General features: G+C 71.6%; 12 protein-coding genes and 2 pseudogenes. 5 read left to right on the forward strand and 9 right to left on the reverse strand.

Annotated elements, in window-relative coordinates; all coding sequences use genetic code 11:
- Positions 1 to 61 precede the first annotated feature (61 nt).
- The gene (locus tag Ari01nite_RS24425) at positions 62 to 427 is read left to right on the forward strand and encodes a hypothetical protein (RefSeq protein ID WP_203784338.1); all 366 of its coding nucleotides are present in this window, start codon (positions 62 to 64) and stop codon (positions 425 to 427) included.
- Positions 428 to 430: 3 nt separating this feature from the next.
- Here Ari01nite_RS24425 and Ari01nite_RS49980 read toward each other — a convergent pair whose 3' ends face one another.
- The 4 genes and pseudogenes from Ari01nite_RS49980 to Ari01nite_RS24435 all read right to left on the reverse strand — a co-directional run bounded on the left by Ari01nite_RS49980 (position 431) and on the right by Ari01nite_RS24435 (position 3,027).
- Positions 431 to 1,240 carry an ABC transporter permease gene (locus tag Ari01nite_RS49980; RefSeq protein WP_239162984.1) on the reverse strand — a complete coding sequence of 270 codons (810 nt, stop codon included), beginning with the start codon at positions 1,238 to 1,240 and terminating at the stop codon, positions 431 to 433.
- Positions 1,237 to 1,779 carry an ABC transporter substrate-binding protein gene (locus Ari01nite_RS50955; RefSeq protein ID WP_275410869.1) on the reverse strand — a complete coding sequence of 181 codons (543 nt, stop codon included), beginning with the start codon at positions 1,777 to 1,779 and terminating at the stop codon, positions 1,237 to 1,239. The genes Ari01nite_RS49980 and Ari01nite_RS50955 overlap by 4 nt, the downstream gene beginning before the upstream one ends.
- A gap of 82 nt (positions 1,780 to 1,861) precedes the next feature.
- Positions 1,862 to 2,239, reverse strand: a pseudogene (locus Ari01nite_RS51425) (hypothetical protein); the annotation flags it as partial.
- Positions 2,236 to 3,027 carry an ABC transporter ATP-binding protein gene (locus tag Ari01nite_RS24435; RefSeq protein WP_239162985.1) on the reverse strand — a complete coding sequence of 264 codons (792 nt, stop codon included), beginning with the start codon at positions 3,025 to 3,027 and terminating at the stop codon, positions 2,236 to 2,238. The pseudogene Ari01nite_RS51425 and the gene Ari01nite_RS24435, both read right to left, overlap by 4 nt.
- A gap of 88 nt (positions 3,028 to 3,115) precedes the next feature.
- Here Ari01nite_RS24435 and Ari01nite_RS24440 point away from each other — a divergent pair, with 88 nt between their 5' ends.
- Complete coding sequence (locus Ari01nite_RS24440) at positions 3,116 to 4,021, forward strand: DUF1295 domain-containing protein (protein ID WP_203784340.1); 906 nt, start codon at positions 3,116 to 3,118, stop codon at positions 4,019 to 4,021.
- Between the two features lie 69 nt (positions 4,022 to 4,090).
- On the opposite strand, the gene Ari01nite_RS24445 is transcribed toward Ari01nite_RS24440, so the two are convergent.
- On the reverse strand, positions 4,091 to 4,582 hold the full coding sequence (locus Ari01nite_RS24445) for a hypothetical protein (protein ID WP_203784341.1): 492 nt from the start codon (positions 4,580 to 4,582) through the stop codon (positions 4,091 to 4,093).
- A 232-nt stretch (positions 4,583 to 4,814) separates the two neighbouring features.
- Between Ari01nite_RS24445 and Ari01nite_RS24450 the strand changes: the two genes are divergently transcribed.
- A complete protein-coding gene (locus tag Ari01nite_RS24450; RefSeq protein ID WP_203784342.1) occupies positions 4,815 to 5,462 on the forward strand; it encodes a class I SAM-dependent methyltransferase in 648 nt (215 codons plus the stop codon).
- Here the strand turns inward: Ari01nite_RS24450 and Ari01nite_RS24455 are convergent.
- Both Ari01nite_RS24455 and Ari01nite_RS24460 read right to left on the reverse strand, forming a co-directional pair.
- Complete coding sequence (locus tag Ari01nite_RS24455; RefSeq protein WP_203784343.1) at positions 5,434 to 6,741, reverse strand: glycosyltransferase; 1,308 nt, start codon at positions 6,739 to 6,741, stop codon at positions 5,434 to 5,436. The genes Ari01nite_RS24450 and Ari01nite_RS24455 overlap by 29 nt on opposite strands.
- Positions 6,742 to 6,743: 2 nt before the next feature.
- A complete protein-coding gene (locus Ari01nite_RS24460; RefSeq protein ID WP_239162986.1) occupies positions 6,744 to 8,999 on the reverse strand; it encodes a GH92 family glycosyl hydrolase in 2,256 nt (751 codons plus the stop codon).
- A 78-nt stretch (positions 9,000 to 9,077) separates the two neighbouring features.
- Here Ari01nite_RS24460 and Ari01nite_RS24465 point away from each other — a divergent pair, with 78 nt between their 5' ends.
- Positions 9,078 to 10,094, forward strand: a complete 1,017-nt coding sequence (locus tag Ari01nite_RS24465) for a cellulose binding domain-containing protein (RefSeq protein WP_203784344.1) — start codon at positions 9,078 to 9,080, stop codon at positions 10,092 to 10,094.
- Positions 10,095 to 10,344: 250 nt separating this feature from the next.
- Positions 10,345 to 10,572 (forward strand): hypothetical protein, encoded by a 228-nt coding sequence (locus Ari01nite_RS49990; protein WP_239162989.1) that lies wholly within the window; start codon positions 10,345 to 10,347, stop codon positions 10,570 to 10,572.
- Between the two features lie 90 nt (positions 10,573 to 10,662).
- On the opposite strand, the pseudogene Ari01nite_RS51305 reads toward Ari01nite_RS49990, so the two are convergent.
- Both Ari01nite_RS51305 and Ari01nite_RS50000 read right to left on the reverse strand, forming a co-directional pair.
- Positions 10,663 to 10,788: pseudogene (locus tag Ari01nite_RS51305) on the reverse strand (recombinase zinc ribbon domain-containing protein); the annotation flags it as partial.
- 133 nt (positions 10,789 to 10,921) lie between these two features.
- Entirely contained in the window at positions 10,922 to 11,701 is a 780-nt protein-coding gene (locus tag Ari01nite_RS50000; protein WP_239162987.1) for a recombinase family protein, read from the reverse strand.
- Positions 11,702 to 11,835 lie beyond the last annotated feature (134 nt).

Raw genomic sequence — 11,835 nt, forward strand, 5'->3', positions numbered from 1 at the left:
CGTTGTAGCGTCAATGACGTAGGTTTGCGAGAGTCGCCAGCGACCCGGCCGGAGGTGCGAAATGGGGGTCGGTTCCGCCCACCGCCGCCGCGAGTTGCGACCCCGGTTGGCCGGCCTGTTCCCGCCCGAGCACGTCGACGCCGCCCTCGATCTGCTGCTGCTCGCCGACATGGCCTGGCACGACTGCTACGGCCCGCGCGACCTGGAAATTCCGGCCCCGGTCCTGGACGACGTCCTGCTGCTGGCCAAGGGCGACCTGACCGCCCTGATCCGCCTGTCCCTGCAGGCCGTCCAGGATTTCCGCGACGTCCGCGTGGCCGCGAACGCCCACCGCGCCGAGGCCGGCCCCGCCGAGCCGGAGGAGGTGCCGGGCGGCGCCCGCATCCTGCACCTGCCCAAGAAGGCCCCGGACGGCGGCGTCGCCTGACCCTCAGCGAGGGGTCAGGACGTGGCGTTCGGCCAGGCCGAGCAGGGTGTCGCTCAGTTTGCCCAGGGCCGCCAGCAGGATGATGGCCAGCAGCATCACGTCGGTGCGGCCGGTGTTCTGGCTGTCGATCAGCAGGAAGCCCAGGCCCATCGAGGACGCGATCAGTTCGGCCGCCACCAGGAACAGCCAGCCCTGCGCCAGGCCCAGCCGCAGGCCGGACAGGACCGCGGGGGTGGCCGCCGGGAAAAGCACAGTGCCTAAAAGACCCAGACCACTGCGGCCGTACGCGCGGCCGACCTCGACCAGGTGCGGGTCGACGTGCGAGAGCGCCGCGGACACCGTGGTGTAGACGGGGAAGAACGCGCCGATTGCCACCAGCACGATCTTCGGGGTCTCACCGATGCCCAGCCAGAGCAGCAGCAGCGGCACCCAGGCCAGCGACGGCACCGCGCGGATCGCCTGGACCGTGGGCGACAGCGCGGCGCGGGCCGGACCGGACAGTCCGACCAGGCCGCCCAGGGCCAGGCCCAGCGCTGAGCCGGCCGCGAAGCCGATCAGCACCCGTTGCGTGCTGATCGCCAGGTGGTGCCAGAGTTCGCCGCGCGCCAGCAGTTCACCCAACGCCGACACCACCTCGGCCGGCGGCGGCAACTGTGCCCGCGAATAGATCCCGGCCGCGGCCGCCCACTGCCAGACGGCCAGGAGCAGCAGCGGCAGCACCGCGCCCGCGGCCCAGGTCCACGCCGGGCGGGCGCGGCGGCTCCAGACCGGCGGCGTGGTCTCGGCACGCCGCCGGGGCGGGGCGAGCGTCACGTGGCGCTCCGCGCGGTCGCGTACCGGGGCTCGAAGAGCGAGTCGACCGCGGTGCGTGCGTCCTGCTCGGTCTTGACGTTGGCGTCGGCCACCAGCACCGGCAGGATCTTCTCGAAGACGACGCGCTGGGCGGGGCCGGGCACCGGGTCGATGTCGAGGCGGGTGCGCTCGGTCAGCACCAGCTCGGCCACCCGCGGCGAGATCTTGGCCTCCCGCGCGTACAGGGCCACCGCCTCCGCGGGGTTGTCCTTGATCCATTGACGGGCGCGCTCGTACGCGTTGACCACCGCCTGGGCGAGGTCGGGGTGGGCGCTCAGGAACTCCTCGCGCGCATTCAGGACGCCGTACGAGTTGAACGCGACGTTGCGGAAGATGAGCTTGGACCCGGACTCCAATTCGGACTGCGCCATCAGCGGGTCGAGGCCGGCCCAGGCGTCGACGTCGCCGCGCTCGAGCGCGGTGCGGCCGTCGGCGTGCTGCAGGTTGACCACGGTCACGTCGGACGGCTTGAGCCCGGCGCCGTCCAGGGCCTGGAGCAGGAAGAAGTACGGGTCGGTGCCCTTTGGTGGCGGCGATCCGCCGGCCGCGCAGCCCGGCCACGGACCTGACGGCCGAACCCTTGGGCACCACGACGGCGGCCCACTCCGGCTGGCTGAACACGCCGATCGTCTTGATCGGCGAACCGTTGGCCCGGGCCACCAGCGCGGCCGCCCCGGCCGTCGAGCCCACGTCGATGGCGTCGCCGCGCAGCGCCTCGTTGGCCTTGTTGCTGCCCGCCGAGAGCTGCCAGGTCACCGTGACGCCCTTGGCCGCCAGGTCGGTCTCCAGCCACTTCTGCTCGTGCAGCACCAGGCTGGCCGGGTTGTAGTAGGCGTAGTCGAGGCGCAGCGTGACGGCCTCGGCCGCCTTCGGCGCGTCCTCGCCCTGGACGCACCCGCCCAGCAGGAGAGTGGCCGCAACAAGAACACGGGTGATCCGCATATCGGTGGTTCCTTTCATGGGTTTCCGACGCCCAGTTCGGTCAGCAGGGCGGCCCGCAGCGCCGCCAGTTCCGCGTCGCCGCGATCCCGCGGGCGCCGGCCGGGCACGTCACGGATCAGCCGTACGCCCGACGCTTTGTCCGGGGTTGACTCTCCCGGCCCCAGCAGGACCACCCGGTCGGCCAGGTGCAGTGCCTCGTCCACGTCGTGGGTGACCAGCAGGACGGTGGTGCCGGCCGTGCGTTGCACGTCGGCCAGCAGGTCCTGCATGCGAAGGCGGGTGAGCGCGTCCAGCGCCGCGAAGGGTTCATCGAGCAGCAGTACGCCGGGACGCCGCGCGAGGGCCCGGGCCAGGGCGGCCCGCTGCGCCATGCCGCCGGAGACCTGCCGCGGCCGGTGCCGGGCGAACGCCGTCAGCCCCACCACGTCGAGCAGGTGCGCCACCTCCGCGCGAGCCCGGCTGCCGGTCACGTCGTGGGGCAGCCCGTACGCCACGTTGCGCTCGACGGTCCGCCAGGGCAGCAGGCGCGGCTCCTGGAACACCACCGCACAGCGCGACTCGATGCCGCGCACCGCCCGGCCGCCGACCAGCACCTCCCCCGCGCTGGGCACGTCGAGGCCGCCGGCCAGCCGCAGCAGCGTGGACTTGCCACAACCGGACGTCCCGAGCAGCGCCACTATCTCGCCGGCCGCAACCGTGAGGTCCACCTCCGCGAGCACGTGGTGCCGCCGGCCGTTGGCGGCGAAAGCCTTGCCCACGGCCGAGAACACCAGCGGCACGGCGGTCCGCACATCGACATCGGTCACCCGCGCAGCGTACCTACTAATCCCATAAGTTAGATAGGCTTGCCGGGTGATCATGGCCACCGCACCGAAAGGCACCTACGCTGTGCGCATGTCGGTGCGCCTGGCCGGGACCGACCGGCCCACGGGTTTCGCGGTGGTGACCGCGGTCTATCTGGTGGCGGCCGTGGCCGCCGCGGCGGTGGTGGGCGCGCTGCCCGGGTCTGCGCTGCCCGGGTCGGGACCGCTCGCCGTCACGTTCTGGGCCGACCTCGTCGCCACCGTGGTGGTGTTCGGCGGGTCCATGTTGTTCGGCAACTCCAGCATCTATGACCCGTACTGGAGCGTGGCGCCCGCGGTGATCGCGGTGGCCTGGGTGGGGTGGCGCGGTGACGCCGTCGCGGCCCGGCAGTCGCTGGTGGTCGGCCTGCTGCTGATCTGGGCGGTGCGCCTGACCGCGAACTGGGCGGCCTCCTGGCGCGGCCTCGGCCACGAGGATTGGCGGTACGTGCAGATCCGCGAGCAGACGGCCGGCCGGTTGCCGTGGTGGCTGGTCACGTTCACCGGGATCCACCTGATGCCGACCCTGGTGGTCTTCGCCGGCCTGCTCGCCGTGTGGCCGGCGATCACCGTGGACGGCCGGTCGTTCGGACCGCTGGACGTGTTCGCCGCGCTGGTCACCGCGACCGCCATCGGCGTGGAGGCGGTGGCCGACTGGCAGCTGCGGCGGTTCACCCGCGAGCCGGGCAACCGGGGCCGGATCGTCGACATCGGACTGTGGCGCTTCTCCCGGCACCCCAACTACCTGGGCGAGATCGGCTTCTGGTGGGGCATGTGGCTGTTCGCCCTGGCCGCCGCGCCGTCCTGGTGGTGGACCGTGGTGGGGCCGGTCGCCATGGTGCTGCTGTTCACGTTCGTCAGCGTGCCCCTGATGGACCGCCGCTCACTGGCGCGCCGCCCCGCGTACGCCGAACACATGCAGCGCATCCCGGCGCTGCTGCCCACCCGCTGGAAATAGACCGCGGGCCCGCGGCGCGTGGTGGCGCGCTGCGGGCCCGCTGGACACTGCTCCGAGCGAAGGCCAAGCTCAGGAGCAGTGGGTCTGTACCGGGGAAAGCCATTCCTTGAGGGTGGGGCCGAGGACCTTGTTGACGTCCTCGTTGGTCTTGATGGTCTTGAAGAAGGCGGCGTCGGCCGACTTCGCCTGAAGCTGTCCGGCCGCCTTCTGGCCGTCGGCCTTCAGCTGCGCGTCGGCGCTCTTCTCGGTGGCCTGGAGCACCGCGGTCGAGAAGGTCTTGAGCGCGACCTGGGCCTCCTGCACGTCGGCCTTCGCGCCCTTCGAGCCGACCATCTTGGTCAGTGACTCTGCGAACAGGCCCATGTTCTTGTTGTAGACCTGACCGAGGCCTTCACACAGCGCCTTCGTCTCGGCGAGAGCGGCTGGTTGCGCTGCCGCACCCGCGCTCGCCCCGACCGCGGGTGTGTCCGCGTCCGCGGGAGCGGGGCTTTTCGAGGTGCCGCAGGCGGCCGCAAACAGCAGCGCTCCGCCGACGACAAGAGTCTGAACGGCGCGACGCATGCCGGTCCTCCTGTTGCCTGAGCTGGGGATTCGGGGAGTACGATACGTCCGCCCGCAGGCGGCGTCCATAGATGTTAACAAGTTTTGGGAGCGCTCCCAGCGAACTGCCAGGGACCCGCGGCGGACATTGTGGCACTGACCTGCGCGGGAGGGCTCCGGGAAAAATTTGCCGCCATCTCCTGGTGACCGAGAGTGACGGCTCGGGGTGGCGGCTCCCCCATATCGTGGAGTCATGGCCGTTTCGAGGGTGTCCCACCCGGTGTTCGCCCGGGTCTACCAGCGGCTGAGCGCCGCGATGGACCGGGCCGGCGCCGCCGAGCACCGCGCCGCCCTGGCCGCCGGCCTGACCGGCCGGGTCATCGAGGTAGGCGCCGGCAACGGCCGGATGTTCACCCACTACCCGCCGACGGTCACCGAGGTGGTCGCCGTCGAGCCCGAACCCCGCCTGCGCGCCGCCGCACTAGAGGCGGCCCGCACCGCGCCCGTGCCGATCACCGTGGTCGACGGCCTGGCCGGCGCGCTGCCCGGCAAGGACGGCGAGTTCGACGCCGCGGTCACCGCGCTGGTCCTGTGCACCGTTCCGGACCAGGCCGCCGCGCTCGCCGAGGTAAGACGAGTGCTGCGCCCCGGCGGCGAGTTACGCTTCCTCGAACACGTGGCAGCCGACCAGCCCGGCGCCATGCGGCGCGCCCAGCGCTTCGCCGACGCGACCTTGTGGCCGCTGCTGGCGGGCGGCTGCCACACCGGCCGCGACACCGCGGCCGCGATCACCGCGGCCGGCTTCACCATCACCGGCGTGCATCGCTTCCGCTTCCCACCCGGCGGGCCACACGGCCCGGCCGCCCCACACATCAGAGGCGCCGCGACCAGCCCGCGGTGACCTCGGCGCCGGCTCCGGACCGGGCCGGGACCGGGGGGATCAGCTGGTCGAAGACGGCCGCGCGGTCGAAGGTCAGCGCCTTCGCCCGGGCCCGCCGCTCCAGGTCCCGGCGCTCGGCCGGCGACATCTCCAGCACCACCCGGTCCAGGGCGTCGGCCAGGCCGTTGATGTCGCCCGGCTCGACGATCACGGCGGCGTCACCGACCGCCTCGCCGGTGCCCCCGGTCAGCGTTGTCACCACCGGTCCGCCGCCGGTCAGCATCTTTTCCGCCAGGGCTATGCCGAACGTCTCGACGAAGTCCGGTTCCGGCTTCGTGGGCAGCGCGTAGGCCGCACACCCGTTCATCAGCAGTGATTTTTCCTCGTCATCCACATCGGTCAGGAAGATGATCCGGTCGTCCTCCTTGGCCATCGCCCGGACGTGTTCGAGCGCCGGACCGGTGCCCGCCACCACCAGCTTGACCTTCTCCCGGCAACGCATCTGCCCGTACGCGATCACCAGGTCGTAGATGCCCTTGGCCCGCGCCACCCGGGACAGGAACAGGATGTAGCCGTCGCGTTCCAGGCCCCGCCGGGCCAGCGCCGCCGCCACCGCCGCCGGTTGCGGGTCGAGGAAGGCCGCCGCGTGGATCGGCGGGTAGCTCACCGTGACCCGGCGGCGGCACTGCTCGGCGAAGCTGGTGCCGCAGTGCACATCCACCTCGGCGGCCGACGCGATGATCTCGTCGCGGGTGTAGTCGGAGACCGCCACCAGTTCGTCGTTCGCCAGGAACGTGGTGAACAGGACCGTGGCGGCGCCGAACCGGCCCTCGCGCAGGCAGGATTTGATCACGTTGGTGACGTCCGAGCCGACCGCCTTGGCGACCGTGTGCACCTGCGGGGCGAAACCGGCCGCCCGGGCCGCCGCGACCGCGTCGACCACCACGTTCGTGTGCGGCACCAGATACATCGACAGGCAGATGGTCGGCACCGGCTCGGCGAGCAGTTCGACCAGCCGGCCGGTGAGCCCGGCCAGGTGCCGGCCGTCCGGCACCCGGTAGTCGCCGACCGGCTCCGGCCGTTCCACGGTGATCCCGGGGCTGTACGGGAGCAGCCGGTCCAGCGGCTTGAGCGGCAGCCCGGCCGCCTCCAGCGCCGGTATCGGCCAGGTCAGCAGCCGGACGTCGTCGAAGCCTCGGGTGAGGGCGATCTCGGCGAGGTTGCGGGCCTCGCCGGAGTGCCCGCAGATCACCGGGTCGGCGCGGACCACGATGACCAGGCGGCGCTGGGGATACGTCATTGTCATCCCTTCGGGGCGGGGTGCGACGGGGGACGCCGGCGGCTCCCCCAGTCCGACGGCTCGGGGCCGAGCACCAGGTGCAACCGGCCGCCGCGATGCACGTCCGCGGCGCTCAGGTGGCTGCCGTGCAGCGGCTTGCCGTTGAGCGTGGCGGACTGGACGTACTGGGCCGGCGGGCTCTGGTCGAGGCCGTCGACGCCGATCGGGGTCTGCCGGTGCCCGCTGGTCTCGATGACGAACTCACCGTCGCCGGCCTGCAGCACCGCGCGCTCGAAGGCCGGCGCGTTGACCAGGAACAGGTGCTGCCCGGCCACCGGGAACAGGCCCAGCGACGCCCACACGTACCAGGAACTGAGGCCGCCCGAGTCGTCGTTGCCCGGCAGCCCGCCGGGACCGGTGCCGAACTGCCAGGTCAGCGCGGAGTGCACCACCTCGGCGGTGCGGTCCGGCCGGCCGGCGTAGTGGTACGCCCAGGGTGCCTCCATGTCCGGCTCGTTGTTGAGGCCCTCGAAGCGGTTCAGCGCGTAGCCGGCCGCCATCTCCACCGAATCGGGGCAGCGGCCGGGCTGCTTCACCGGCTCGGCGCCGTACCCGAAGAATTCGTCCAGCATGGCCACGAAACCCGCGTCGCCGCCGGCCAGGCCGATCCGGGCGGCCATGTCGTGGATCAGCCGAAACGAGTAGTTCCACTTGCCGCCCTCGTAGAACTCCGAGTCGCGCAGCAGCCCGGTGGCCGGGTCGAAGGCGTTGATCCAGCCGCGGCCACGGCGTTCCGAGTCGTCGGCGAGCCGGCGGTCGTTGACCGCGCGGGCCACCTGGGCGGTGCAGAAATGCCCGTACGCGAGGTCGAGGGTGTGCGTGATCGGGTGCACCACGCCGTGCTCGTAGAAGTCCTCGCCGTACATCCGGCGCAGGTCGTCGGACATGTGCACGAGCGCCCAACTCCAGTCGATCCCGCTCAGGCGCAGCGCGTACGCGTCCGCCAAAGCGGTGTGCGCGAGCGCGCTCGCCTGCCGGAAGAACCGGTCGGCGCCGCGGGCCATCCGGTAGCCGATCGGGAAGTTGCCCTCCTCCTCACAGACCCGGATGAGCGACTCCAGCAGGTCGGCGAACCGGTCCGGCGCGATCGCGGCGAGCAGCGGCAACTGGGTCTTGTAGATGTCCCACATGGTGCAGACGTCGAACGCGAACGGGCCGGCGGTGGGCCAGAACGGGCTCTCGTCGTCGGCGATGGCCGGCTTGATCAGCGAGTGGTAGAGCCCGGTCGCGAAGACCCGGCGGCGGGCCCGGGTGCCGCCCTCGACCTGCACCCGGCTGACGTACTCGCGCCAGCGGGCCCGGGTGCGGGAGCGGACCACGTTGAAGGCCGGCGCGTCCGGGCCGCACTCGCGTTCCAGGTTGCGCCGGGCCTGGTCGCATCCGCGCAGCGAGAACCCCATCCGCAGCTCGACGGTCTGCCCCGGACGGGTCGACCCCATAAAGAGCATCCCGAACGGGCGGAGCGTCGTGTGCCGGATGCTGTCGAAATCCAGGCGGGTGCCGCCGTCGATCAGGCGCCGGTCGTACCAGAGCATTTGTCGCCAGCCGGGGGTGTCCGTCTCGAGATAGACCGACAGCGGCACACCCTCCATCACCACGGTGCCCTGCGCCCGCCCGTGGCCGATGCTCTCCACCTGGGCCCGCAGCGGCACGGTCCGGCCCAGGTCGATGGCCAGCCCTCCGAGCGACAGGTCGACCACCACCCGCGCGGAGTGGTGCTCGGGGAACGTGTAGCGGTGCACGGCGACCTTGGCGCCCACGGTGATCTCGCAACGCACCCCGGTGTCCAGGGTCGCGGCGTAGTAGCCGGCCTCGGCCACCTCGTCGCGCAGCCCCCAGGACTCGCCCAGTTCGTCGAGCGGCTGCACCATCGGCGTCACCCGCACGTAGTTGTAGTACTTGCGGATGGCGCCGGTGCCGGACTGCTGGAAGTGGGTGAAGCCGGACGCCTGGAGCCGGCCGAACATCTCCTCCGGCACGCCCTCGGTGTTCTTGGCGTACCGGCCGTAGCCGGTCGGGTAGGCGCCCGAGTAGGCGCAGGCGGACACCATGCCGAGCGGCGAGGTGGCGCCCGGGTGGGTGTTGCCGACCTGAGGCTTCGGCCACCACCAGGTGGCGGCGAGACCGTGCGGGCTCGGCAGGTCGGTGGCGGCGGTCCCGATGAACGGGTCGATGTCGTCGAGGATGGCGGAACGATATCGGCCTGCGATTTCGTACACGTGAACTTTCCACCGGGTCACCCGCACGCATCGATGCTGGTCATTGACGTCCACTTCGGCCGGACCTATGTTTCGCGCATGAAAACAATCCGGCTCGCTACCGCCATGGTGTCCGGTATCGCCGCCGCCGCCGCGTTGATCGTCTCGTTCGCCGCCACGCCGACGCTGGCCGGCACTCCCGGCGGCGGGTGCAGCGCCACCGTCCGGATCGACTCCGAGTGGGGCTCCGGCCCGCGCGGCGGCCAGATCGTCTCCGTCACCGTCACCAACACGTCCGCCGCGACCGCCGCCAAGTGGGCCGTGTCCTGGCCCCTGGTCACCGGCCAGCGGGTCCGCACCGCCTGGAACGCCACGGTCAGCACCACCGGCAGCACCGCCACCGCGGTCAACACCCGCTGGAACGGCACCCTGGCGGCCGGCGCCGCCACCACGTTCGGCATGCAGCTCGACGGCGTCTTCCCACCGCCCGCGCTGACCTGCGACAACGGCACCACTCCCCCGCCGCCGGCCGCTGACTTCACGGTCACCGAGCTCGACAACACCCGCACCGTGACCCTGCGCGTGGGCCAGACGCTGGCGGTCAACCTGTCCGGCGGTTACCGCAAGCCGGATCTCACCGGCACCGCGCTCACCGAACTGTCGAGCAGCGGCGGCGGCACCACCGGTCAGCCGCTGACTGTGCTCTACCGGGCGGCCGCCGACGGCTCGGAGACGCTGCACAGCGACACCGAGGCCGGGGCGCTGTGGCGGGTGGCGGTCAACGTAGTCGGCGTGCCGCCGTCCGGCGGGGGCCAGACGGTCGTGGTCACCGCCACCAATAACCAGGGCTCGACCAGCCTGGCCGTCGGGGACACCCTGGTGGTCAGCCTGCCCGGTAACTATGTGCCGCCGGCGCTGTCTGCCGAGGGGGTGCTGTCCCTGGCCGCGGTCTCGGGCGGCTATCCGACGGCCGACCCGCTGCTGGCCCGGTATGTGGCGAACGCCCCCGGCCAGGTCGACCTGTCGAGCATCACCGACGCAGCGTGCCGCCACCAGCCGACCCCGTGCCCGTCACCGCAGGTGCGCTGGCTCCTGCACGCCACGGTCACCGGCTGAGACTCCACCAGCCGGAGCACCCTGCGCCGCGAATCTTGGCGTGGTCGCCATTCCCCAAGCAGTGGTGACCACGCCGAGGGCCGAGATATGCGAACTGGCGCCCTCAGAGCGCGTGGGGGTTCAAGTCCCCCTCCGGACACGTTAAACCCCATGTTGATCACTCACGTTTCCGGTGGGATCGCGTGGGGTTTCTTGCTGCTGCCCGGCTCCGCCGAGATTTCCTTGTCCTCCGAGCCGAGGATCGGCGGGCGTGTCGGTCGCGCTCGCCTTGTGTCCGTTGCTCGGGACAAATGGTCGATGGCGGTTCGGCCATGAGCTCATCGGGCTCAAGGGCGTCGGCGTTGTTCGCTACCGGCGGGCTGCCGTGCTGTTCGTTGATGTCGGTGATCGTGGCGGTGCCCCGAGCACCGACTATGACCAAGTCGCGGCTGCGCAGATGTGCGGCGAGGCGGTCGACGCTGCCGGTGTCGGCGATTGAGCTGTTCGCGGCGGCTAGGTGCTCGACGAGGCGGGTCTCGGCCCAGTAGAGCCAGCGTGGCGCTTCGCCGGTGGCGGGTTGGCCGCTGGTGTGGCCGTGGCGGCAGCGGTAGCCGGGCCGCTGGTTGACCCAGTGCCCGGCCATGCGTCGTCCGCAGATGCCGCAGATCACCAGACCGGTCAGCGCATACCGGCGCTGCTGCCCGTCCTGCGGCATCGCCTGAGCGGTGATTTGCTGGGCTGTGGTGAAGTCGTCATCGCTGACCAGCGGCGGGTGGGCACGGTTGGCGGAGACGACCCACTCGGAGCGTGGGTTCCAGATCCGGACCGGGCCGAGGCTGCTGCGCCGGTCACCGGGGACGGCTTCGCGGTGGTCGGTGAACTGCCGGTTCCACACCTGCCGGCCGGTGTAGCGGGGGGTTGGCCAGGATCGCCGCGACCGTCCGCACCGTCCACACCGCCTGCGTCCGGTGGGGGTTGCGGACCCGGTCGTAGACGCCGGGTGACGGGATCCGTCGTTCGTTGAGTTCCCGGGCGATCCCGGCCGTGCTCGTGCCGGCCAGGCGGCGGGCGAAGATCCACCGGACGTGCGAGGCTGTCACCGGATCGATGTCCAGGCGGTGCTGGCGGCGGCCCCAGCTGGCCTGGATCTGGTTCGGGTGCGGGCCGGCGTCGACCAGCTGGTAGCCGTACGGTGGGCGACCGCCCTGATGGCGGCCTTGCTCGCGGACCTGGGCCGCCATCGCCGTGCGGACCCGGAACCGGGTACGCATCACCTCACGCTGCGATTGATGACCCAGCATCATCAACAACGCCCGATGATCCGGTTCGTCGAGATCGACCGGGCCCTGCGCTTCAGGCAGCCACAATCGGATGCCGAGGCCCTGCAGCGTCTCGATCACCCGCCGGGCTTCGCCACCGCCAGCGAACGCCCGCTCAAACTCGCCCACCACGACCGCATCGAACGCCCGGTCCGGATCCGCCGCCGCGGCAAGCAATGCCGCCGCCTGCGGCCGTTTGGACCAGGGCAGGCTCCGTGACGCCCCCGAGTCGAAGAACTCCACCACTATCCGGCCCCAGCCGGCGACCAGCCGCTGCGCCGTCTCCAACTGCCAGGCCCGCGACGACACCGGATCCTGATACTCACTCGTCGAGAGCCGCCCATAGAAAGCGAACCGCAGTCTCCCGGCACCAGGCCGAGCCGACCGGCCGCGAACCCGCGGCAGAGAAGGCACAGTGGCAACCCACGCTTCGAACGACATTG

The organism is Paractinoplanes rishiriensis, from assembly GCF_016862375.1.
Taxonomy (GTDB): domain Bacteria; phylum Actinomycetota; class Actinomycetes; order Mycobacteriales; family Micromonosporaceae; genus Actinoplanes; species Actinoplanes rishiriensis.

Excerpts from the sequence above, each read along its gene's own strand:
- Ari01nite_RS24455 (WP_203784343.1), bottom strand. The coding sequence starts at position 6,741 with ATGACGTATCCCCAGCGCCGCCTGGTCATCGTGGTCCGCGCCGACCCG.
- Ari01nite_RS24445 (WP_203784341.1), bottom strand. The coding sequence starts at position 4,582 with ATGCGTCGCGCCGTTCAGACTCTTGTCGTCGGCGGAGCGCTGCTGTTT.
- Ari01nite_RS24440 (WP_203784340.1), top strand. The coding sequence starts at position 3,116 with ATGTCGGTGCGCCTGGCCGGGACCGACCGGCCCACGGGTTTCGCGGTG.
- Ari01nite_RS24450 (WP_203784342.1), top strand. The coding sequence starts at position 4,815 with ATGGCCGTTTCGAGGGTGTCCCACCCGGTGTTCGCCCGGGTCTACCAG.
- Ari01nite_RS24425 (WP_203784338.1), top strand. The coding sequence starts at position 62 with ATGGGGGTCGGTTCCGCCCACCGCCGCCGCGAGTTGCGACCCCGGTTG.
- Ari01nite_RS24465 (WP_203784344.1), top strand. The coding sequence starts at position 9,078 with ATGAAAACAATCCGGCTCGCTACCGCCATGGTGTCCGGTATCGCCGCC.